Below are 22739 nucleotides of genomic sequence, written 5' to 3'. Positions count from 1 at the left end.
TACTTCGGACGTGATGAACAAAGAGCACCAGTGATCAAAAAATCCCGATTCTGTCCATACGACAGAATCGGGATTTTCTCATGAGTTATTCTATTTTAATGTCCTTTCTGCGCCCGAGATACCACTGATAAAATGACTGGGCAAATGGGAACGGCACATCGGCCAATTCGCTGTGCTGAATAGGCTGAGCCCGATTGATCGTACCGATAGACGCCAGACCGAGCATCTTTTGGAATGGATTTCTCGTTACGCTCACTTCAATTACCTTATCGCGCTTCGAGACAAAGAGCTTAGTCGTGAAGCTGCCCGTCTTCAGCTGGATAAATTGGTCATTCAAAAGATATTTCGTATGATAATATTCCATCAGCCGATTGATCAAAATCAAGAACAGCAGCACAATGGACAGTACCCACCACGCTTGTTCGTAATCCAATATGTCTGGTTTGAAGTAAAATAGCGCCGCTGTTACAGCAAGCCACAGCCAGCTTGGCTTCAGCATCCTCACCCAAAAGGATTTGCGAGGCAAGCGTTCCATCTTCTCTGTCACCTCGTAAGAAGGCAAAATTTCCGAGATCATTTTATAAGCTCGTTTCACCGGCAGAAAGGGATAAAGCGAATTAACCTCTTTCGAATTTTCTCCTACTTCTAATTCCCCTGCACTCGTCAGCTTGACTTCCGCAAGCCCCAGCCACCTTTTTAATAAGGTTTGTTCGATCTCGATTGCTTGCACTTTTTCCTTTTCAATAGAAAAAACCGTTTCATCAATGACCCCTTTCTTAATATAAATGCGCTTTGGGTCGGACGATATTTCGTACTTTCCATATTTAATAAATGTCCGTGCGACGCCAAATACAATGGAGACAATGATGAGGAGGGTGATTATCAGCGTCATTAGCCACCAGGTGCTGAGAACACTCATAAAGACGCCTTTTGCCTGCTCTTCCACTTCAAAAATATCATTTAGTTTAAAATAAAAGGAAGCGAGGACCGAGATAAAAACCAAAAAGCTTAACGAAGTAAGCGAAGCTTTCAAAGTATCTTTCGTGCTGGGAGTAAAGTGAACGATCCGGTCTGCTGCTGTTTCCTGCGGCTCTTGTGCAGCTGCTTGGTCTTCCTTCTGAACGCTTGTGATCTCTTCACGCCCGGCATTGGCCAGCTTCTCCTCCATTTGGTTCGCTTCTTCCCGAGAAATGACCTCAAATGCCACAGCCGCTTCTTCCCCCTGCATGCCTGTTTCAAAGCGGATGGATGTCACATTAAGCAAACGATGAAAGAAGGAAGTGTGCCGTTTGACATTTTGAATTTTGGCATAAGGAATCGTTCGTTCAGATTTACTTAACACCCCTTGATATAGATGAAAGGACTTCTCATCCATTTGATACTTGCGAGTGAACCATTTAACAAAAATGGAAATAAACAATAACCCGAAGATCACCCAAAAGACCATGCGGCCATAAAGCACAAACGGCGATTGCGAACCCGCATTGATCACGTATAAAAATAGAACAAAGAAAAATCCATTCTTAATTAAACGCCAGCAGTCAAACAGCATAAGAAGCGGATGATATCGTTTGGCCATCTTCATTGCTCTTCTTCCTTGACTTTCGCATATTCTGCAATCTGATCTCTTAATTCAGCGGCCACGTCTTTCGGCAATGCCGGGATCATGTGAGAGGAACCCATCGTTTCAATCGAAAGAGAGCATAATCCGTATTTTCGCAGCAGCGGCCCCTGCTTTGTTGCCACCGACTGTATTTTCGTCATAGGAACCAGCTGGTGAACTTCTGTAAGGGCTCCTGACTTAAGTTGCAGGAACTCTTCACTTACATCGTATCTCCAGTTTTTATATAACAAGAAAGGGAAGAACGCTGACCAAACGGCGCCAAGCACTGCGATCACCGCCAGCCCAATTAAAATCCAGCCAGCCCATTCCTTCCATGAAAAATAATAGTCCAAGTAGAACAATACGCCAAGCACAAGGAAACCGATCAAGGTCTCTATTGCTTCACCAATCAGCCATACTTTTACCGCATCTTTAGACAACCGTTTCTTGGGAGCATTCATGCAAACAGGCCACCACCTAAGTTTCTCGAATTTTTTACTTGTTTATTAGTCTATGGGATCTATTGCTTTTCTTCAAGTAATCCGGCAATCTATGGATTTGATCACTGGGCAAAGGGAGCGCGGGAAGCCTTTAGGATCACGATTTGATCTTGCTTGAAGCCAACCCCTCTTTCTGTGAATTGAAAACCCCCGCTTTCATGAGCGAGGGCTAAGGGATGGCATTTATCCAAGCACTTTAATCTTGCCTGATAGCCGCTTCATTTAATTGTTCAGCAGATACAGCCACTTGATCCATCGCTTTTTTAATTTCCAGAACCACCTTGCTCAGTTCTTCCATTTGTCCCTGAACGTCGAGTATCGTTGCTCCATTTTGCTGAACAGATTGGACAAGATGCTGAAACGCCTCATGCATATTCTCTGAAGTCGCGATGCCGGATTGCACCGCCGCCTCAACCTGCTGCAATGCCGTCTCTACTTGCTGCTGATAGGCATTAGAACGCAAAATGAGCGATTGGATTTCAGAGACTGAGCGCTTCGTTTGTTCAGCTAAATTCCGCACTTCCTGGGAGACAACAGCGAAGCCTTTGCCATGTTCTCCTGCTCTGGCTGCCTCGATCGCGGAATTTAGAGCCAATAAATTTGTTTGCTCCGCAATATCCTGCACAAGAAAAATCACTTTTGAAATTTGATTCGAAGATTCCCCCAGCTTGCGGATCGTTTGGATCATTTCTATCGTAAATGTTTCAATCGCATTGATCTTGTCAAGCAGCTCACTTAATTTAACTTGTCCCTCATCCGCATACCTTTTCGCCAAATCCGATTGTTCGTTGCTTTTGTTCGTCGTTTGCCTGACATCCCTGAATTTCAAATGGAGCGTTTCCATAGAAGCGCGCGTTTCCTCAGCGAGCGCTACTAATCCTGCGCTGACGCTTGTCATTTTGTTTTTTAACCCCTCCTGCCCCTGTTCAAATTGCAGACGCAGTCTTTTCACATTTTCCTGCTCATACGCTTCAAGCACAATTTGCTGCTCAAAGCTGATGAGCTTATTCACAACCGAAAGAACCGCTTCGATTTCTTCCACATCCTTTAACTCGCGAAAAATAAGCGAAGCAAACGAATTTTGGATGTTTTGAAAGGCTCCCATATACCAGGATGGCTCAAGCCCAATTCGATAATGAGTCTTGGCTGCTTCAAAGCGCTTCTCCAAAAATTCTTGATCGATTTTTCCATTAAACAATTCCATTAAGTGAGCTTTCAGCTTTTTCCGCAAGCGTTCGATAGTGCTGTATTTTTCAATCATTTCTTTCAGCTGAGGAACGTCTAAAACAGCCCCATAAAATTCTCCGACCAGCTGATCAATGAACTTATCCAAAATAGGGCGAACTTTTTTGACGAGCTGCAATTGGTCTTCTGTCAGCTGAATCATTTGCATTTTCTCAAGGATCACGGCATCGTTAATCGTCACCTTTACAGGTATTTCTTCCTCTGGCTTCCCACGCTCCGCCTCTTTCTTAGATCGGACTAACCCAAGCAGATTCACCATTCTACCTCCAGTAAGGCCGGTTGCGCTACTAGCTCCTATTCCTTCAAGCGCCCATCACAAAAGAATATTCATCGCTTCCTTTTTTCATTCATTGTAGCAAATACAGTAATAAAGTAACGTGAAAAATGTCACAATACCGAAAATTTTCAATCATTTAAAATAAGCGGACGAATCAGACACTCCGAAAATCAGAAATGAAAAGGACATTCTCAAAATTTGGCTGGCCACACCTGATCAAGCCTCAGCCAAGCCGGTTAATCTCCCTTTTAAACAAACGGGAGATAAAGTAACCTTTACCGTTCCATCATTGCAGTATTGGGATATGATCGTGATAGAGTACAAATGAGGCGGACCTTCAAACAGCTGTGGTCTGCGCTTGCGGAATATAAAAACAGGAACCGAATAGATTAGTAGTAATTGAAACTTTCTATACTTAGAAAGGAGGAGAGCGCATGATTCAACTGGCAGGGCGGCCGTTTCACCCAAGCAGCGAGTGGCCAAAGGAGCGGATAGAGCGAGTCATTCTAGAGCGAATGGTGAAACAGCCACTCCTCTATTCGTACCCATCCGCAAGAGAATTAGCCTTTGAACTTAAGCTGCGAAAAAATATTCTCATCACCGCCAAGGCGATGAACGCAGGGCAGGCATCGTTTAAGACCTTTTCCAAAGCACACGCCAACCCTAAGTATTGGCGCGTAACCAGGACCGGAGGGTTTCTGCTCAGAAGCGGTGCACTCCCGTCGCAGGCCATTCAAGATGTCTATCTAAACAGCTCGTTGTATGGCTTTGAGTGTGCCACGGCCATGATGCTGATCTACTATCATGCGGTCTTAACGAGCATAGGAGAGCAGGCATTTAACCAATGGTTCCAGTCGCTTTATGTATACAGCTGGCATGCCGATCCGGATCTCGGTATTCATACCATTCACACGAATCATCATTTACCTGGCGATGTCGTCTATTTTAACAACCCGGACTTTCATCCAAAAACCTCTTGGTGGAGAGGGGAAAATGCTGTCGTTCTTGAGGATGGAACCTATTTTGGCCATGGCATCGGAATAGGAACTGCCGAGCAATTCATCGGGACTTTAAATAAAAAAAGAAAGCCGGGAAGCCAGCAATCCGCCTATTTGACGAATTCGGTTACACGGCCAGGGTTTAACCGCTTGGCTCAGCTATCGCTGCTGCCGCGAACCAACAAAATACCGCACGGGGTGATTCACCATAATGAAAGCTCGATTTCCTTTAGCCAATACGTAACATATTTCATGATGGCTTATCATCAGCTGTTTTAGCGGTCACTCTTTCCTTAACAGCCAAAATGCTCAGGAGAACTCAACAATCCAGCCATTCGTTATAGTCCTCTTGATGTGTGCAAGCTTACTAAAACATTCTTTATTGCTGTATACAATGCAGCCTTGGGCATCATGACCAAAAGCAATGACTGCCTCCCCATCTTTTAAATCAATTGATTGATAGCCGTCACAGTAGGTCATATGCGGCCGCTGACTCAGCGTAAAAGCTTCATTTTGCGCCGGTAAATAAAATAATTCAGCCAAAAACTCTTCCAGTTCTTCTTCATTATGAATAGCGAGGGAAAACGCCGGCACTTCGGCATGATACGTGCACCCATTTGTCATCGTAAGCACCGTTCGGTTTGTATGCTGATAGCGAATGTTTTGCGGCTGCCATTCACGCATTAACTCCTCCTTCATATCGTCATAGGCTTCAAAGTGAAGGTAGAAAGGGTAATCAAACAGCTCTTTAGCCAAAGCTTTGGCCAATTCTTCCGTTGCCTTTACGTAGTCATCCGCCTCACCGCAAATATGAAAAGTGTGTGCCGCATTTTTCACTTCGATGCCATCTGCCTCACTGTCAGTAAAGACTGTTAAATATTTCGGCTCGCTATCCTTTCGTTCATAATCAACGGCTGGCAAATCACTCGGCGCCTCATAAAAAATTGCCCCTTGGTGAAAGATTGCAGCCGTCTTCTCTTGGGCATCCAGCAAATGAATGCAGCAGGTTTGATTGAACACTTCTTCATTCTCCAAAATGCTGCCGACCACTTGAGCCGATAAACGAATGAGGAGACTATACTCGTGTTCAGCCTCTTTGATCTTTACTACCTCTCCAGCTTTCGAATGAAGTATTTGCCGGATGCGCTGAATTTCACTTTTCTGACCATTCACATATACGATCATTGCTCCCGCACGACGAAGAAAATAGTGAAACAGCTGCCGCTTTTGCCGAGCAATTTCTTTCATGCGCCTTTCATATAAATCTTCCTCTATTGTGGCAGAAAATCTATTTTCAATATTTAAAAGATACATGCAGCACCTCCAATTTGACCGGGAAATCACAATGTTTCACAGTCGGTCCTTTATCAAGCCCAAAGAACAGACAGAAGTTGATTAATGAGCACTAACCTAATAATTGAATACTTCAAACAAACGTCCTGTCTGCTCCCTGTAAGTGATTCTGTGAAATCGGCAAAGTCCGAACTAAAGCAATTTCACACTATAATACCGCATAGCTTTCAGACTGCCTTTCGCTTCGAACACACCATCTTCTATCAGCTTTCTTAGCCGATATTCCAAAAATTCACACCCAACACACTGATCTAATTCCCCCAGCACTTCGCCAATCAATCGCGCTGATTTCATAAAATCTTGCAAGCCTTGCTTCCTGTGCAGATCTTGCGCTTTTTGAATAATCAATGAATCATAGCAGTCCTCAGGAACCATTTGTATGCTGGCATTTCTCCAAATCCTTAACGTGTCTGGATTTTCCGATAAAAGCTTCCATTCTTTTTCTAAGTCTTTACGCTCTTCTTGAGAAAGAACTGGCTCACCCATGCTTTGTTCATAGAAGCTTTGAAGCTTTTCAGTTGATAATGCCCCCGTACTTAAACCTTGATTCTGTTGATTCAGCAGCTCCTCGCCATGCTTAGATGTATGGATAAGCGTCACTGGATTATCTTTTTCTCTTAATAGATAAACCACGTATCTTAGGCCGGTCTGCTCATGAGCGTTTTCCCCAGCCCAAATCGCAATGGGCACTCCTTCAGGGATGGAATGGATTTGGAGAACCGCCTTTTGAAATGTTTGTTTGTATAGCTGAAGCACTTCATCTTCTTTGTACATAGCTTGCTGCTTCCAAGCAAACCGGGATGCCTCCCCTGACTTTTCGTGCAGTTTCCAAACAGGGCCGTTTGAAAAATCCTCCCAAAAGGAGATGACTGTTTCCTTATGAATAGCCCCGCTCTTCTTTAAAACTTCTTTTACTCCCCCGGCAGCTGAATCAGAAAAAAGAATATGGACCTTTTGATCATGTTTTGGTTGATCCACTTCTGATCGTTCTTTTGCCAGCTGGCGCATAGATTCGAATATACTCTGCAAGTCCTTGGCAAGCTCTTTTTCTGAATAAGCTGTTTCTTTGCAGAGATCCGCTCTTAAAAAGACTTGAAATAGCAGGGATTTCACTTCTTCTTCCGAAAATTGCTCCATCACTTTTTTCATCGTTGTAATATCCATAATGACTGCCTCCATATACTATGGGAGCTTCTTGGCAAGCTCCATCAAAATGACCGCTGCGAAGGCCAACGTCGCCGCCTGCAGCCAATCTATAATACCAAACGCAGACGGGATACTGAAAACAGAACGAGTCCACGGCAGCACGGTCATACCGTATAGGATAAATCCCAGAATGACAGCGCCTATAACATACTTATTGCTGAAGAAGCCAAATTGAAAGGCCGTTTGCGTATTGGACCGGGCAGCAAAGGTTTGCAGCGTTCTTGATAAGATCAGCGTCGTAAAGGCCATCGCCACTCCCATCTCATCGGAATGCGATAAACCGATATAGAACGAAATGATTACAGCTACTCCGATCAGCGTCCCGCGTATCAGCACCGCTTTCCTCATTCCCCCAGCGAAGATCCCCTCATCCAGCGGTCTGGGCGGCTTTCGCATAACATTCGGCTCCGGCTTCTCTACTCCTAAAGCAATTGCAGGCAGCGAATCATTCACAAGATTAATAAATAACAGTTGCAGAGCGGTGAATGGATTCGGCAAGTTAAACATGACCGCATATAAAATGGCGATAATCGCTCCTAAATTGCCGGCAAACAAATAGCTAATCGCCTTCTTAATATTATCAAACACCGTTCTTCCGACTCGAACAGCCTGGATGATTGAAACAAAATTATCGTCTGTCAAGATCATCGCCGCCGCATCCTTCGCCACATCAGTGCCGCTTCCCATCGCAATTCCTATATCCGCCTGCTTTAGTGCTGGAGCATCATTCACCCCGTCACCCGTCATCGCGGTAACCGCCGCTTTTTTCTGCCAAGCCCGGACAATGCGGATTTTATTCTCCGGCGATACACGCGCGTACACGGAGATGGCATCCAGCTTTTGATCAAGCTCTTCATCAGACATTTGATCGAGCTCTTGACCAGTAACCGCTGCATCCTTTTCACCCATTAAACCAATGTCGCGGCCGATGGCCTGCGCCGTTGTTTTATGATCCCCCGTAATCATGATCGTCCGAATGCCGGCTTTTTTCGCTTCATCGACCGAGCCATAAACGGCTTCTCGCGGCGGGTCCATCATCGCGGTTAAACCGACTAAAACGAGATCACGCTCTTCCTCGCGGCCAATTTTCCCCCTTCCTTGCGGCAAACGTTTATAGCCGTATGCCAGCACCCTTAACGCCTGGTTCGAAAAGCGCTCATTTGCTTCCTCAAAGCGCTTCAGCCAATGCTCGGTCATCGGCTGTTCCTTCCCATCCGCCAGCACATAGCCGGCACGCTGGAACATAACATCGGGGCCTCCTTTGGTCAGCATCATCGTGTCCCCGTCGATGTGATGCACAGTAGACATTAACTTGCGGTCGGAATCAAACGGAATCTCTGCTATTCGACGATACTGCGCACGCAGCTCTTCATAATCATGTGCATGCTGATTAGCAAAATGGATCAAAGCCGCCTCAGTCGGATCTCCCACATCCTGCCCGTCTTTATTAAGGTATGAATCATTGCAAAGGGCCGCGATGCGAACGAGCCATCGCTCTGATTCATCCCAGTCATCCGCAAGCTCCGGCAATGGCCCTTGTTTATTCGGGAGAAAATGATCGGTCACCGTCATTTTATTTTGTGTGAGGGTGCCCGTTTTATCTGTACAAATGATTTTCGCAGATCCTAATGTTTCCACAGCGGGAAGTTTTCTAATAATGGCATGCTGCTTCGCCATTTTGTTGGTGCCGACCGCAAGAACGATCGTAACGATGGATTGCAGCGCTTCCGGGATGGCTGCAACCGCAACAGCGACGGAAAACATCAGCGCATCCAGCAAAGCCGCTGTCATGTCCGCTTCATTGCCGCCGAGCCAAATACGCGCGGCTTGCACGGCAAAAATCACGAAACAAAGCAATAGGATCCCAACGCCGAGCTTTTTGCTGAAAGCATCCAGCTTTCGCTGCAGCGGCGTTTCCTTTTGCTCCGCTGCTGCAAGCATATCAGCAATTTTTCCTACTTCCGTGCGCTCGGCCGTCCCCGTCACAGCAAAAGTACCCCGTCCGTAAACAACCAGAGATCCGCTAAATACCATATTGCGGCGATCACCGAGTCCCGCCTCTTCTTCAATCGCGTCCGTTATTTTCTCGACCGCCTCTGATTCACCTGTCAGCATGCCTTCATTGACTTTCAGCGATCCGCTTTCTACCACTCGTCCGTCCGCAGGCACGTAATCCCCGGCTTCAAGAAAGACAATATCGCCTTGAACAAGCTCTTTTGCTGCTATTATCCGCTTGCTTCCATCCCGCATTACCTTCGCTTTCGGGGCCGACATCTCCTTTAACGCCTCTAAAGAGCTTTCGGCTTTTCTTGTCTGCACTACACTAATCACTGAATTAAGGAGCAGAACGAGAAAAATAATGAGCGACTCAGCTATTTCGCCGATCAGAATTTGCACCCCTGCCGCCCCTAGAAGGACGATGACCATCGGATCCTTAAACGTTTCCAAAAACAGCTGATACACCGGCACCCTTTCTTGGTCTTTCATCTCATTATAGCCATCCCGCTTCAGGCGCAATTGTACTTCTTCACTCGATAACCCCTGTTCACTGGAACCCGTTTTCTGCAACACTTCTTCTTTGCTATGCTGATAGAATTCCATTTCAAGCCTCCTCGCCTGCTTACATGATTTCCTGCTCATCTACTGGAAACTAGCATTCCTTGTCCCAACGGCCGCCACACTCTGAATCTTTTTATATACATGTATATTTTGCCATATTTAATACGATATTCCTACTCATACACTGCTCGCTTCCGTGAAGTAGAGCTAAACCTTTGCCTTCAAAGCAGCTAAGAACCCCCTGCCGAAGAGGTTTCCTGTTTATACTCACTCTCCTAAACTGCAAAAATGGTGCTCTGATTATGTTAAGGACAATGCAAAGGGCATTTCAAGGAATAAAAGAGGATGTACAGAGCTGGAAGATCTCACGGAGCTTGTTTTAAAGAAATAAAGAAAACGTAATCCTTTAAGCGGCTACATGCTGAAGGAATTAAAAAGGAATAGCATTGCACAGGGAAAGATGCAATGCTATTCTTATAGTCAAATGTAATCGCTTTATTTACAACTTTTTTCGATTAAAGAACTGAGTAATTGTATGAGTATTTTAGTTACTGACTTTTTTATGAGCGTTATAAAGCCATATACCGATTAAAACCATAGCTAAACCTGCAAAATCAAAAGCCAGGTCATAGTAGAGCTGATATGCCCCAGGTTTAACGTGGTGAATTTGCAAGATATGATGATTGATAATCCCTTCAAAAAAATTAAAAAGCCCTCCTCCAAAGAGCAAACCGCTAATGAATACTATATTGCTTTGATCATTAGGACTGGTTTTCCATAAAACAACTGCGCCCCAAAAAAATAACGATCGTCACTAGTAAATGGAAAAGACCATCACTTACAATTTGATTAAAACGGTTGGTATGCATATAGATACTGTGCCACTGAAGAATTTGGTGAAAAATGATGCCGTCCAGCATACCAATTAGCCCGATACCTAATAAAAATGATCCCCGTAAGGTTCCGTTCTTCCTCATATCCGTCATAATATTCATTTGAATCCCCCTTTATAAAACATGAAGTTGTTATTCATAAAAGTAGTGTTTCCAAATAAATACTTATTAAACTTTAGTATTTCAATTTTAAAAAGGCCTTATTGGGATTACTTCGTTCAACAAAAACAAGGAATGGCGTTACTAAAATTATTTCATTAAAGCAAAGAAAAAACGCCCTATAACGGCGTTTTAATACAAATACTATTGGGTGTTGTTATTACGGGCCCCTGTACTCACCCTTTTTTCTTTATTAAGGCTTAAAATACAAAGAACAACGAAAGCCATTATGATATTCGGGAAAAATTACCTTCCTCTATAATTTTGCGGGATCAAAGGGCCGATCTTCAAATACTGTTATAAATGGTATTATTCCATAAGTGAAACAAACGTCCTGCAACAGAAACCTTTCTAAAAAAGACTAGGCTGATTCAAAAAAAGAATTTCTGTATTAAACTGAGGCCGTCTTTTTTAATTCCATTGATAGCTTTGAGACTCCCACGTCTAAAGACGGTCTGCGACTTGTGTGGACTTTCTCATTCGGAAAATCTGTAAGAAGAGATGAATGCTGGCCCCTTACAGATGACGGATAGCTTCTTGTGCTAATTTCGTGATCGTCATGTCATCCATTGGAGGATTGTGCAGACCGGCTCGCACATCGCGATAATAGCGGCTGAGCGGATTGCTGTTGTGCAGACTTTTTGCCCCTGCAATGCGCATAGCTAAATCGACAATGTCGATGGCATGGTTCACCACAATATACTTCGCGGCTCCTAATTCATTAGTGATGGAGGCGCGTGTTTCAGGATTTTCATAACGGCTCGCCACGCTGTATAAGAAGTGACGCGCATTCATCAGCTTTAATTCGATTTGGCCCAACTTTTCTTGAACGTGCGCAAGCTCCGCAATAGGGCCTGGAAGACTGTTGGGCGAATAAGTGCTTGCAAAATGCACCGCATAATCACGGGCAGCCTGGGCGATGCCCAAATAGACAGCTGGAATATGAAGAGCCCAGCCATTGAGCTTATTGCCTCGGGGCCCATCATTCACTTCGACTAAGGCCTCCTCCGGTACGATCACATCATCCAAAATAAGATCATGGCTAGCTGTTCCTCGCATGGCCATCACATCCCAAGTTTCCTCTATTGACACTCCCACTGTTTCTTTAGGAATTAAGAAGAAACCGATGGCCTGCTTTTCTTCAATCCATGCGGAAGTTAAATAATGTGTCAGCGCATAGGAAAGAGTCATAAAGCTTTTTCTCCCTGAAATATGCCACTTCCCATCGACGAGCTCCGCGTTTGTTCCAGGACGGCCCCCGCGTGTAGGACTGCCTGTAATCACCTCGCTGACAGCGCGGTTAACCAAAGCGCGATGATGGACAATTTCGTCTGCAAATTGTTGCAGCTGATGCACAGACCAAGCCTGTTTTTCATAAATCTCACCCACAACTCCCAATTGCCACCCGATCGCTAAAGCCGTCGGCCCATCAAAGCTGGCAAGTGTTTCTTGAAACAAAAGCATGCCATAAATGCCGAAACCTTTTCCGCCGTATTCCTTAGGCAGCGTCATCTGGTTGTAGCCCATGGATAATAAATCTTGAAAGCTTTCAAAAGGAAAGCCATTTTCTTGATCTGCCTGAACTCCCCTTTCTATGATTTGCCCTTTCAGTCTATGCAATTGATCAATCACTTGCTGCTGTTCCTCTGTTTGTACGAAAGCTTGCACAGAATTCATGAATCATATCCTCCTAATCCTAAGTTAACTTATAAGTTTTTATGAATTTAATAATACAGACAATCTCTTGAAAAATCCATCTATTCGAAAAAAACTAAAACAAACTTTACAGGTCAGAATAGTTGTGTTAAATTACCTTTATATCAAAAAATCAGAATACTTGAACAGAAGGTGAAGCAATGATCAAGTTAAGAAATATACACAAACGCTTTAAAGATAATGAAGTCTTAAAAGGGATAGATCTTGAAGTAAAAAAAGGCGATGTCATGACAATCATCGGCCCTTCAGGCTCCGGAAAAACCACCTTGCTGCGATGTATAAATTATTTAGAAAGCCCCGACAAGGGAATGATACAAATTGGGAAAGATGTAACGGTCGATGCTGAAAAGCCTTCAAAAAAACAAATCTTGCATTTGCGCCGCAAAACAGCGATGGTATTCCAAAACTACAACCTCTTTCAAAATAAAACAGTAATAGAGAACATTACCGAAGGATTAATTGTTACTCAAAAGAAGCCGAAGGAGGAGGCCGCAGGAATCGCAAAATCCTTATTAGAAAAAGTCGGTCTCACGGAAAAGATGAATGATTATCCATCCAGTCTTTCAGGAGGACAGCAGCAGCGTGTAGGTATTGCTAGGGCTTTGGCGCTAAATCCCGAGGTCATTTTATTCGATGAGCCGACCTCCGCCTTGGATCCGGAGATGGTCGGCGAAGTACTGCAATTGATGAAAACGATTGCCAAAGAAGGCATTACGATGATTGTCGTCACACATGAAATCGAGTTTGCGCGTGACGTCGCCAATCATGTTGTATTTATGGATGGCGGACATATTATCGAAGAAGGACCACCTGAGGAGGTTATTGGCCACCCTTCAAAGGAGCGGACAAAACAATTTTTGCGCCGGTTAAGTAAAGAGCCAGAATATATGATCTAAAGGAGTAACAACGATGAAATTAAAGACGCTTGGTGCATTACTAACAGGAATCATCTTGGTAAGCGGCATCCTTTCAGCCTGCGGCTTCACGAATGAAAAGGAAAAAACAAAGGATGGCAAGGAAATCATTAAAGTAGCCTTAAGTGATGAAGTCAACCCTCCATTTTTGTATACAAATGATCAGAACCAGCCTATCGGTTACGATATCGATTATTTAAAAGAAGTGGAGAAAAAATTAGGCGATAAATATCAATTTGAATATCAGTTTGGTGAGGAAGAAGGAAATTTAATTGGCGTGAGCACGAACAAATTTGATTTCGCCATAAACTGGTTTTTCAAAAACCCAGAGCGCGAGGCTAAGTTTTTGTACGGCAACCCTGAATATGGGTACTCAATGACAGCCCTTATTACACGGAATGACACAAATGACATTCAAGCATTAAAGGATTTAAAAGGAAAGAAACTGGCCCCGATGGCTCCAAGCGGAGGCTTGCGCACCATTTTAAACAGCTATAACGAGAAGAACCCAGACAATGCCGTTGAAATTGAGACCATGGAACATCCATCCAATGCGGATAATTTAAAGGGACTAGTCAACGGCAAATACGATGCAGTCTTTTTAAATGTTTCCACATTTGAAGCCATTCAAGAGAAATTAAAACTGGATATTAAAATTGGCGGAATTGTTTCCAAGGAGCCTGTCTATATTGTCTACAACAAACAAAATAAAGAACTGCAACGGGAAATCAATCAGGCTACAGAAGAACTAAAGAAAGATGGCACACTGTCAAAGCTGGCTGAAAAGTGGTTCGGCGTCAATTTCTTTGAGGATTTGGATTATATCAATCAGAAACAATATCAATTTGACAATGAAAATAAAAAATAGAGAGCTGTAAAAGCTCTCTATTTTTAGGAAGGTGAGATATAGTGGATTCTTCCATTCATCAATGGAACGACCTTTTCCAGCAGGTTTTAGCCAGACTTCCCATTACCATTTGGATGCTTTTAGCCTCCCTTATTCTAGGGCTGGCTTTGGGAGTACTCATAGCCATTATACGGATTCAAAAAGTACCCGTTCTGCATCAGGCGGCAACCGTTTTTATTTCATTTACACGGTGCACTCCCTTGCTTGTGCAGCTCTTTTTAGTCTATTTTGGACTGCCGCAATTGCTGATGGCTTTTGGCATTTATATTAATGATTTAGCTCCTATCATCTTTGCCGTTGCTACCTTTTCGCTGCATATTTCAGCATACCTATCAGAAGTCATCCGCTCCGCCTATCTTGCAGTAGGCAACGATCAATTGGAAGCTTGTTATAGCGTAGGTATGACATACTTTCAGGCGCTGCGCAGAGTCATTCTGCCCCAGGCTTTCGTTCTTGCCTTGCCAAACATGGGAAATACGGTTATTGAATTATTAAAAGATACCGCCCTCGCTTTTACAATTGGTGTCGTGGATATTATGGGCCAGGTTCGCCTGATCATCGGCAATAACTACGGCCTGGGAATGTTTCAAGTATACGTTGTCATTTCCCTTGTTTATTGGGGAGCCTGCGCCGCCATTGAAGTAAGCATTCATCAATTAGAAAAACGGTTTACAAAAGGGCGCGTCAATGTAGCGAAGTCTTAGGAGGAAGATGTTAATGGAAGTCTTGGATATACAGTTTGCGATCGAGCATTTTCCCGAAGTTCTAAAAGGTGTTCCGGTTACATTAGGGATAGCCTTGGTGGCCATCATCATTGGATCCCTGATAGGGCTGGGGCTGGCGCTGCTGCGAGTATATAAAATCCCGGTGCTGCACCAGACAGCAGCCGTTTATATTTCCTTTATACGAGGAACACCGCTGCTTGTGCAATTATATGTTTTCTTTTATGGCATGCCGGAGCTTCTGCACTGGATTAATGAAACGTGGAACACTGCTTGGGATGCAGAGGCCATTTCACCCTTATGGTATGCTTTTATCGTCTACTCCATGAATGCATCTGCCTATACAGCGGAAATTTTTCGCGCATCCTTAAACTCTGTTTCCAAAGGACAGATGGAGGCTTGTCATAGTGTCGGCATGACCACTTGGCAAGGTCTGCGCCGGATCGTATTTCCACAAATGATCGTGATGGCCCTGCCTAATATGGGAAATATTTTCATTAATTTAATCAAATCGACATCCCTGGCCTTTGCGGTAAAAGTAGTAGAAATACTAGCGATTTCGAAAATGATTGCGAATCAAGGATACAACTTCTTAGAAATGTACTTAGTCGCTTCGATTATTTATTGGGTCATTTGTTTATTACTTGAAGTCGTCTTTCATTACTCGGAAAAGTATATCAGCACTTACAAGCGAAAAATAACCGCTGCGGCCAATTAATAAAAATAAGGATGAGTCTGGTGCAAGCAGCCGAACTCATCCTTATTTTTTGCCTACTTATCGTATACTAGATGCTAAATCCAAGAATATTTATTATGTTACATGATTCTTTTTTTCATCAAGGCTAAAGGCGCCGCGGCATCTTTAGCACGAAAGTATTTGCTGCACGGGCCTGCTCCCTTCAGTCATCTAACAAAAGCTATACTTCGCTAACATTTCACCCCAGGACGCCATGCCTGATTCTTGAAAACCGACCCTGGCATATAGCTTTCTTCCTTGTTCATTGTCCGGATCATACCCGAGCCATATGATATCCGTGCGATCTTCGCTGCTTTCGATGTCTTGAATGATCAGCTTCATTGCGCTCTTTCCATGTCCAAGCCCTTGAAATTGCTCATCAATCATAAACCGGTATATCCAGTAATTTCCATCATCGCCGTCTATCCCATACATCGCAAAACCGATAAGTTCTTCTTCCCAATAGATCGCCTTTGTCTTCCAGTGAGGAAAAAATTTACTCTCAGCAATCGAATACAGATTTGAAGCGATAAAGCCTTGCTGATCTTTTTTAACCTTTAGTTTAGTACAAGCTTCCCAATTATTCTGATCAATGGATCTTAAACTAATCAAATTCCGGATTCCTCCCCTTGCTGTAGAGAAATCCATTGTCATGAACTCTCTACTAATTGAATATGTCCCTGCTGGCAAAACAATTTGTTCTTCTATACATACCACATCACTCCTCTTAAGATGGGATTGTCAACATTACACTGTACAATTATAATGAGCAAACGATCTGCTCCTCAATTGCACTCTCTGTTAGTTCGGCATAAGCAGACAAATTCCTTCTATAACTTCACATCTTCTTTCGTTAATTTCTCAAAGTTTTTTCGAAAAGCCCTCCAGCTTATTGACTGATTAACATAGCGCGCCTCTTGCGGAGTCAGCTCATTAACTGATAAATTAGCGATGACTTCCCGGGACGAAAAAGACGCGTTCCTTCCCATTTCATAGACTCCCCCTTCAGCATGCAGGCAATGGGCCTATGTATTTGCTGACCGATCATTGCCCAGCAAGCAGCTTCAAAAAATAGGGATGCCTATTCTGTAAAACGGCAACACTGCTCTTCGTTAATAACATCTCCGTCCGCCGTTACTTGAAGTGCGCACTCATTCACCGCGCTAAATGGAGAATAATTTCATAAAATCTAAACTCCTCCATCGCGGAGACGTGTCAATCACGAATATGCCATAACGATTTCTCTTTTTCTATAGGTGCAGCATAGAGACAGCAAAAGTTTCGATATCTTGCGATGATGTGCCGAAACCATTCAGGTACAGAAATAAAGCGGTTATAATGGAGATCAAGGAAAGAGGTGAGTCGATGATTGGTTTGGTCACAGAGCAGCAATGGCAAGCTATTACAACGAATGACGCTTCTTACGATCATGTTTTTCTGTATGGCGTTTGTTCGACTGGCATTTTCTGCCGCCCTTCTTGTAAATCCCGCAATCCTAACAAAGAGCACGTTCGTATTTTCCAAGATGCCCGGCATGCGCTGGAGGAAGGATTTCGTCCCTGCAAACGATGTAATCCGTGCAGCTTACGTATGCCAGATGAAGAACGGGTAATCCAAATAAAAGAATATATTCATGAGCATTACCACGAGCCATTGACCTTAACTGTATTAGCCGGCCATTTCCACGGCAGCCCTCACCATTTGCAAAAGACTTTCAAAAGAATCATGAAGGTATCGCCGATAGAATATATACAGCGCGTGCGGACGGAAAACGCCAAACGGGAGTTGATTGACACCGATCAATCCGTTGCCGACATCGGTGTCAAAGTGGGATGGCTCAATACTTCTTATTTCATTACCTTGTTTAAACAGCAAACAGGGCTAACACCTAAACAATTTCGAATGGCGTCCAGGGAGAAACTGAAAAGATTAGGAGGGGGATAAACAGTGACAATCTATTGGACAGAGTTTCATCACAAAAACTGGAGATTCCGTCTCGCTGCGACTGAGAAAGGGTTGTGCTACGCGAGCCCGCATCATTTAGCGGTAAATGAAATGGCTGCCTTTCTTCAGAAACAATGTCCGCGCGAAGAGATGAAAGAAAACAAAAAGATACTGGAACCATATGCGGCCGAGCTATGTGAATATTGGGAAAACAACCGGCAGGAGTTTGTATCGAAGGTCGATCTATGCGGCACACCATTTCAGCAAAAGGTCTGGCAAGCGCTGCGGCACATCCCTTTTGGGCAAACAGTCACTTATTCAGACATTGCAAAGTCGATCGGAAAACCGAATGCAGCCCGCGCTGTCGGAGCAGCCGTTGGGGCGAACCCAATCTTCATTATCATTCCCTGCCACCGGGTCATTGGAAAAAATGGCACATTAACTGGTTTCCGGGGCGGGCTTGATATGAAAAAGCGGCTTTTGGCCTTGGAAAAAGGGCAAGGGATATAAGATTATTCCCTGCACTCCTCCATAAAGACAGCTTGTGTGACACAGATTTCTTTCTGGATCCCCCTCATCCCCGGAACCTTTAAAGCTTGGGCGATGCAAACGGCTGCGGAAAAACAGCAGAGACATCATGCTGCCCGTCCTCTCAAAACCGCCTGTGCAGCACTTTGCAACAACAGGCGATCGCTGGAAGACCCTATGCACATATTCTCACAGAAATAACCGTCAGCCTGTCGTCTATATTTGCCAATTAAATAAGGAGCTGCTTCACTCTTCGGTATCAGGGGACAGATCCCTCTCCTCTTCTGCCTCAGTCGCATAACCATTCAAGCAGCCTCAGCACGCAGCCTTTAGCTGCTGCTCCGACCCTCGTCTTAATAAACAAGCTTCCGTTTAATGGTCGCTATATGAAACTTTACTGTACAATGGCTCATCGCTAATCCCCTGCCTATTTCTTTATTTGTCTTCTTCAGTGCGCTTTGATTGAGCGCGTTCTTCTCTGTCGGTGTCAATTGATCCGTTCTCGGCAAGGCGGTCATTTTCTCAGGCACGAGCCGGAACCCCGCACTCTCTTACGAATGGCGTTTGAGACTCCCACGTCTAAAGACGGTCTGCGACCTGTGTGGGCTTTCTCGTTCGGAAAATCTGTAATCCCCATACAAACTTAAAGGAAGCGTTATGCCTTGGCACGCTCCTTGATATTGATCCTAGCCAGCATCATCATCGGAGGAATCCGTATAGCCCGACGAAATTGATCTTTTGCACGTATGATTTTGACGTGATCACACAATGGAAAAGACCGATTTTTCAAACTCCTATTAAATGGATATCGACACATCCCAAATAAAGATACACTCTTACAAAACGAAAGAGCTCAGCAGTAAACTTTATTGCAGCAGCTAGACTGCCATTCTTATTCACATATTCAAGAAGGCAAAGGAGCTTTAGCACCTTTTGAAAACGATTGGGCTCACATCCATTTAATTAGAATGTAACCTTTTTATTGTATTTTTGTGAAAAATTATACACAAGCAATAGGTATGCGGTAAAATAGGACTATGCAATGAACGCTTTCAAAAGAAATAGGATAGTGGATGGGCGTCTCGTTTGCTCAGCCATGAGGGAAAAGGAAGGAAAACGATGAAAAAGAAACTGCGAAAGCGCGGATGGCTGGCAATAGCAGCCTGTTTGCTCGGAGCAAGTGCCGTCATTTTTTGGATGACAGAAAAAGGGGAAACGAAACCGGATACTCAAAGGGAAAATTCAATTCTCACAAAAAAAGCTGTTGAGAAATTATCCAAACAAGCCCATGAAACTTTAAAGCTAGTAGCTTCTTCAGGCGGGTCTGCGGAATCAGAAAAAAAAATGAACCATCTTATGTCCCAAATCCATCAATACAAAGTGAAGGAGGATGCCAAAGGGCAATATATAAATAAGTTACACTCCTCTTTACAAGCAGTTGACTCCTACCGGGAGAGAAATACAGACGAAAAAGCGTTCGGCCGAGTATATCCGAGCTACCTGTCTGCTCTAGCCAAATTAAAAAAAGCAGAGCCTTCGCTGCGCCTGAAAGAGATTGATCCCTACGTTTGGTTTTATGCAGCGGCGGCTAATTATGAACGGGGCCAAAAGAAACCCGGTGAAATCACGCTCAGCATGGTAGGCGATAATTCATTCGGCACTTATCCTGAGGCGCCTAAGCATTTACAGTTCGATTATGTGTTTGAAAAGAATAAGGGAGATAATCAATATGTTTATAAGAACAGCCTTCCATGGTTTCGTTCGGATGATTATACCGTCATTAACGCAGAAAGTGCCTTCACCACAAAGACCAAGGCCCAAGACAAATTGTGGAGAATTAAAAGCCATCCCAAATACGCAGCTTTTTTGCCGGCAAGCGGGATAGAAGCAGCTAATTTGGCCAACAACCACACAATGGATTATTTTGAAGCAGGGTACCGCGATACGCTGAAGGCTTTTAAAAAACAGGATGTGGCTGTCTTTAATGAAGGCATGCCGCTTATTGAGCAAATCAATGACATTGAAACGGTCTTCCTCGGCTATGATTACCGATACAGAAAGTCCGATGATTCCTATCTTAAAAATATTGTCCGCGATGTGAAGAAGTATAAAAGAAAAGATAATTTAGTCATCGTCAATATGCATTGGGGAATCGAATATATGGAAACGCCGGCTTTCTATCAAACGAAATTCGGACGCGCCGCGTTAGATGCCGGAGCCGATATTATTATCGGCCATCATCCTCATCGTTTACAAAGCGTGGAAAAGTACAAAGGAAAATACATCGTCTATAGCATGGGAGACTATGCGTTTGGGGCAGATCCGACGTTAAAATCACGGCAAACGGCTATCTTTCGCCTCAAATTTGCCAAAGAAGGCGGTGCAGTCGTCATGAAAGGACTGCGAATTGCTCCCGTGCTCGAAAACTCTAATGGGAGCGAAGCCGAAAATAACTATCAGCCGTTGCCGGTCTTCGGTGAAAAAGCAAGAGAAATCGTAAAAGAACTAACGAGAATCAGCCGCATCATTCCCAACGGCGTCAGAGAATTTGATTATTTCGATCCTTTTCTTGAAAAAGCAGAATAAAATGAGCCTTCCCGCTTAGACTTTGTGATCCCCACTTACTTGTTGAAGGGGCTCTCTTACAGCGGGATAAAATAGCGCTGAACATCTGCTGAGTAAACTAAAAAAAATTCGAACTTTCTAATGAGTCCTTTGTGAGCAAAATGAGCCAAACTGAAAACTCAAGAATGCTGATTTTCCAGCGTGTACTGCACCTACAATTGTTGGACAACCTCTGCCATTATAGGTGCAGTTTTTCTATGGCTAAATTTACCGCAGAAGTTAAATTACCAAAAGAATCCTCCCGTATTTACCGCTCTATCACCCGTCATTTTCCCAGAAAAACGGACACATTCTGATCACAAATAAGACTAATGGCGTATAAATTTTGATATTTTGTTTGTAAAAAGTTTCTTTTTAACTTTATAATTGGAAATATAATCATATTTAACCATTTTATTTTTTAAAAGGAGCGTTTAAGATGAACACCTTGGAAGCTTTAACCATAGCCACTCCCTATATACACAAAGCATTAAGAAGGCAGGCTATTGTGGCAGTTGTTGAAAAAGAAAACAGAACGGTTTTGAGCTATTTGCCAGGTGAACGAGTAGATAGCCAATATAAGCCTGGAGACCCATGCAACCCCGGAGACGAAAACGTGAATGGCGCTCTGCAGGGGAAAGAAACAAATCTTTATATACCGAAGGATTTATACGGTATCCCTATCTCCGCCTATGCTTATCCCGTTTATGAAGATGGCAAGATCGTTGGCGCGTTAGCTTTCGGACTGCCCGTCGATCGTCAGGAAAAGCTTAAAGAGTATATGGAAACGATCAATTCCATTACGAATAATTTGCAAGATAAAGTCCATACGGTGGCGTCGCACTCCGAAGAACTGGCCGCTACCAGTGATGAAATCAATGAACAAACAGCTCATGCGCTGCAGGATTCAGACCGGACAAATGGCATTACAGACCTGATTAAAGATATCTCCCGCCAGACAAATTTGCTCGGGCTCAACGCTTCGATTGAAGCGGCGCGCGCAGGACAGCATGGCGCCGGCTTTACAATCGTTGCTCAAGAAGTGCGTAAACTATCCATGCAGACCTCTAAGGCAACGGATGAAATCGAAGGCTCTCTTCAAAGCGTCAAAGAGAATTTAGAGAATTTAAAAGAAAGTATGTTCCAAATCCAAAGCGCCTCCAATGAACAAGCTACACTCGTGCAGGAATTCAGTGAAATTATCGAGCAGCTGAACGCATTAGGATTGGAAATGGAAAATTTCATGAAAGAAGCTTTACGTTAATGACAAAGCAGCTGCCTCGAATTGAACAAGACAGCTGCTTTGTCTATCCTTTGAGGCTGCTTCACAAGCCGGTCCAGCCAAAGAAGGAACTAACGGCTAAACCCTGTAAAATGGTTGATCACTTGTGATCCTTTCTCAATGAAAGAACGGAGGGCGGAAGAATCTTTGCCATTATCGTTCGTGAATCCTTCACATTATTTTCCTGTTTCACTAAATTGCTTTATCCGTTCACCAATTTCGTCACGAACGCGCTGAAATTCAGACCATTCTTTTGCAGCCGGATCATCAAACCCCCAATGTTCCCGTTTAACATTAGGCGGCGTAACCGGGCATTTGTCCGCAGCATCTCCGCATAATGTAACCACCAGATCAGCCGTATTTAAAATCTCAGGATCAATACGATCCGATGTTTGACTCGAAATATCAACGCCAGCTTCCCGCATGGCCTTTACTGCATGAGGATTTAATCCGTGAGCTTCTATTCCCGCGCTGAAGACCTCCCACTCATCACTTAAATATTTCTTCGCCCAGCCTTCTGCCATTTGGCTTCTGCAGGAGTTTCCCGTACATAAGAAGTAGATAGTTTTTTTAGACATGGCGCATTTCTCCCT

At 43.9% G+C, this 22739-nt stretch carries 23 protein-coding genes, 1 pseudogene and 1 riboswitch; of the genes and pseudogenes, 10 read left to right on the top strand and 14 right to left on the bottom strand.

Annotated elements, in window-relative coordinates; all coding sequences use genetic code 11:
* Positions 1-85 precede the first annotated feature (85 nt).
* From CEF20_RS00350 to CEF20_RS17400, 4 genes and pseudogenes are all read right to left on the bottom strand, one after another.
* Positions 86-1585: a PH domain-containing protein gene (locus CEF20_RS00350; RefSeq protein WP_100329993.1), complete on the bottom strand. Its 1500-nt coding sequence runs from the start codon at positions 1583-1585 to the stop codon at positions 86-88.
* Complete coding sequence (locus CEF20_RS00345) at positions 1582-2064, bottom strand: PH domain-containing protein (RefSeq protein ID WP_100329992.1); 483 nt, start codon at positions 2062-2064, stop codon at positions 1582-1584. Before CEF20_RS00345 ends, CEF20_RS00350 begins: the two co-directional genes overlap by 4 nt.
* A 235-nt stretch (positions 2065-2299) precedes the next feature.
* A complete protein-coding gene (locus CEF20_RS17405) occupies positions 2300-2947 on the bottom strand; it encodes a methyl-accepting chemotaxis protein (protein WP_408607793.1) in 648 nt (215 codons plus the stop codon).
* Positions 2948-3067: 120 nt separating this feature from the next.
* Positions 3068-3496, bottom strand: a pseudogene (locus CEF20_RS17400) (protoglobin domain-containing protein); the annotation flags it as partial.
* Positions 3497-3612: 116 nt separating this feature from the next.
* A riboswitch (cyclic di-GMP riboswitch) is annotated at positions 3613-3695 on the bottom strand.
* A 99-nt stretch (positions 3696-3794) separates the two neighbouring features.
* Here CEF20_RS17400 and CEF20_RS17395 point away from each other — a divergent pair.
* Positions 3795-3953, top strand: coding sequence for a glycoside hydrolase family 66 protein (locus CEF20_RS17395; protein ID WP_100331944.1), 159 nt, complete (start codon positions 3795-3797; stop codon positions 3951-3953).
* Positions 3954-4059: 106 nt separating this feature from the next.
* Positions 4060-4902 carry a protein-glutamine gamma-glutamyltransferase gene (locus tag CEF20_RS00330; RefSeq protein WP_100329991.1) on the top strand — a complete coding sequence of 281 codons (843 nt, stop codon included), beginning with the start codon at positions 4060-4062 and terminating at the stop codon, positions 4900-4902.
* 30 nt (positions 4903-4932) lie between these two features.
* Here CEF20_RS00330 and CEF20_RS00325 read toward each other — a convergent pair whose 3' ends face one another.
* The 6 genes from CEF20_RS00325 to CEF20_RS00305 all read right to left on the bottom strand — a co-directional run bounded on the left by CEF20_RS00325 (position 4933) and on the right by CEF20_RS00305 (position 12470).
* Positions 4933-5937 (bottom strand): hypothetical protein, encoded by a 1005-nt coding sequence (locus CEF20_RS00325; protein WP_100329990.1) that lies wholly within the window; start codon positions 5935-5937, stop codon positions 4933-4935.
* 171 nt (positions 5938-6108) lie between these two features.
* Positions 6109-7140 carry a DUF1835 domain-containing protein gene (locus CEF20_RS00320; RefSeq protein WP_100329989.1) on the bottom strand — a complete coding sequence of 344 codons (1032 nt, stop codon included), beginning with the start codon at positions 7138-7140 and terminating at the stop codon, positions 6109-6111.
* Positions 7141-7158: 18 nt separating this feature from the next.
* Positions 7159-9783: a cation-translocating P-type ATPase gene (locus CEF20_RS00315; protein ID WP_100329988.1), complete on the bottom strand. Its 2625-nt coding sequence runs from the start codon at positions 9781-9783 to the stop codon at positions 7159-7161.
* 502 nt (positions 9784-10285) lie between these two features.
* The gene (locus CEF20_RS17240; RefSeq protein WP_269799222.1) at positions 10286-10489 is read right to left on the bottom strand and encodes a DUF2243 domain-containing protein; all 204 of its coding nucleotides are present in this window, start codon (positions 10487-10489) and stop codon (positions 10286-10288) included.
* A 13-nt stretch (positions 10490-10502) separates the two neighbouring features.
* A complete protein-coding gene (locus CEF20_RS17235) occupies positions 10503-10736 on the bottom strand; it encodes a DUF2243 domain-containing protein (protein ID WP_269799203.1) in 234 nt (77 codons plus the stop codon).
* A 573-nt stretch (positions 10737-11309) separates the two neighbouring features.
* Positions 11310-12470 carry an acyl-CoA dehydrogenase family protein gene (locus CEF20_RS00305; protein ID WP_100329987.1) on the bottom strand — a complete coding sequence of 387 codons (1161 nt, stop codon included), beginning with the start codon at positions 12468-12470 and terminating at the stop codon, positions 11310-11312.
* A gap of 179 nt (positions 12471-12649) precedes the next feature.
* Between CEF20_RS00305 and CEF20_RS00300 the strand changes: the two genes are divergently transcribed.
* From CEF20_RS00300 to CEF20_RS00285, 4 genes are read left to right on the top strand one after another with little or no spacing between them, the layout of a single operon-like run.
* Positions 12650-13405 carry an amino acid ABC transporter ATP-binding protein gene (locus CEF20_RS00300; RefSeq protein WP_100329986.1) on the top strand — a complete coding sequence of 252 codons (756 nt, stop codon included), beginning with the start codon at positions 12650-12652 and terminating at the stop codon, positions 13403-13405.
* A 13-nt stretch (positions 13406-13418) separates the two neighbouring features.
* On the top strand, positions 13419-14291 hold the full coding sequence (locus CEF20_RS00295; protein ID WP_100329985.1) for a transporter substrate-binding domain-containing protein: 873 nt from the start codon (positions 13419-13421) through the stop codon (positions 14289-14291).
* 38 nt (positions 14292-14329) lie between these two features.
* Complete coding sequence (locus CEF20_RS00290; RefSeq protein WP_408607792.1) at positions 14330-15034, top strand: amino acid ABC transporter permease; 705 nt, start codon at positions 14330-14332, stop codon at positions 15032-15034.
* A 13-nt stretch (positions 15035-15047) separates the two neighbouring features.
* Positions 15048-15770, top strand: a complete 723-nt coding sequence (locus CEF20_RS00285) for an amino acid ABC transporter permease (protein WP_100329984.1) — start codon at positions 15048-15050, stop codon at positions 15768-15770.
* A gap of 189 nt (positions 15771-15959) precedes the next feature.
* Here CEF20_RS00285 and CEF20_RS00280 read toward each other — a convergent pair whose 3' ends face one another.
* Together CEF20_RS00280 and CEF20_RS16440 are read right to left on the bottom strand one after the other, a co-directional pair.
* Positions 15960-16400, bottom strand: a complete 441-nt coding sequence (locus CEF20_RS00280; RefSeq protein ID WP_100329983.1) for a GNAT family N-acetyltransferase — start codon at positions 16398-16400, stop codon at positions 15960-15962.
* Positions 16401-16618: 218 nt separating this feature from the next.
* Positions 16619-16777 (bottom strand): hypothetical protein, encoded by a 159-nt coding sequence (locus CEF20_RS16440; protein WP_157796161.1) that lies wholly within the window; start codon positions 16775-16777, stop codon positions 16619-16621.
* Positions 16778-17153: 376 nt separating this feature from the next.
* On the opposite strand from CEF20_RS16440, the gene CEF20_RS00275 reads away from it, so the two are divergent.
* Together CEF20_RS00275 and CEF20_RS00270 are read left to right on the top strand one after the other, a co-directional pair.
* Entirely contained in the window at positions 17154-17732 is a 579-nt protein-coding gene (locus CEF20_RS00275; RefSeq protein WP_100329982.1) for a bifunctional transcriptional activator/DNA repair enzyme AdaA, read from the top strand.
* 3 nt (positions 17733-17735) lie between these two features.
* Positions 17736-18242: a methylated-DNA--[protein]-cysteine S-methyltransferase gene (locus CEF20_RS00270; RefSeq protein WP_100329981.1), complete on the top strand. Its 507-nt coding sequence runs from the start codon at positions 17736-17738 to the stop codon at positions 18240-18242.
* A gap of 371 nt (positions 18243-18613) precedes the next feature.
* On the opposite strand, the gene CEF20_RS00265 is transcribed toward CEF20_RS00270, so the two are convergent.
* On the bottom strand, positions 18614-18790 hold the full coding sequence (locus tag CEF20_RS00265) for a helix-turn-helix transcriptional regulator (protein ID WP_100329980.1): 177 nt from the start codon (positions 18788-18790) through the stop codon (positions 18614-18616).
* Positions 18791-19391: 601 nt separating this feature from the next.
* Here CEF20_RS00265 and CEF20_RS00260 point away from each other — a divergent pair.
* Together CEF20_RS00260 and CEF20_RS00255 are read left to right on the top strand one after the other, a co-directional pair.
* Positions 19392-20846, top strand: a complete 1455-nt coding sequence (locus tag CEF20_RS00260; protein WP_408607791.1) for a CapA family protein — start codon at positions 19392-19394, stop codon at positions 20844-20846.
* A gap of 457 nt (positions 20847-21303) precedes the next feature.
* The gene (locus CEF20_RS00255; RefSeq protein ID WP_100329978.1) at positions 21304-22128 is read left to right on the top strand and encodes a methyl-accepting chemotaxis protein; all 825 of its coding nucleotides are present in this window, start codon (positions 21304-21306) and stop codon (positions 22126-22128) included.
* Between the two features lie 194 nt (positions 22129-22322).
* Here CEF20_RS00255 and arsC read toward each other — a convergent pair whose 3' ends face one another.
* The gene (gene arsC, locus CEF20_RS00250) at positions 22323-22724 is read right to left on the bottom strand and encodes an arsenate reductase (thioredoxin) (protein ID WP_100329977.1); all 402 of its coding nucleotides are present in this window, start codon (positions 22722-22724) and stop codon (positions 22323-22325) included.
* Positions 22725-22739 lie beyond the last annotated feature (15 nt).

This window comes from Bacillus xiapuensis, assembly GCF_002797355.1.
GTDB classification, from domain to species: domain Bacteria; phylum Bacillota; class Bacilli; order Bacillales; family Domibacillaceae; genus Bacillus_CE; species Bacillus_CE xiapuensis.
The sequence above is the reverse complement of the archived record's forward strand: the minus strand, read 5'-3'. Positions and strand labels throughout refer to the sequence as shown.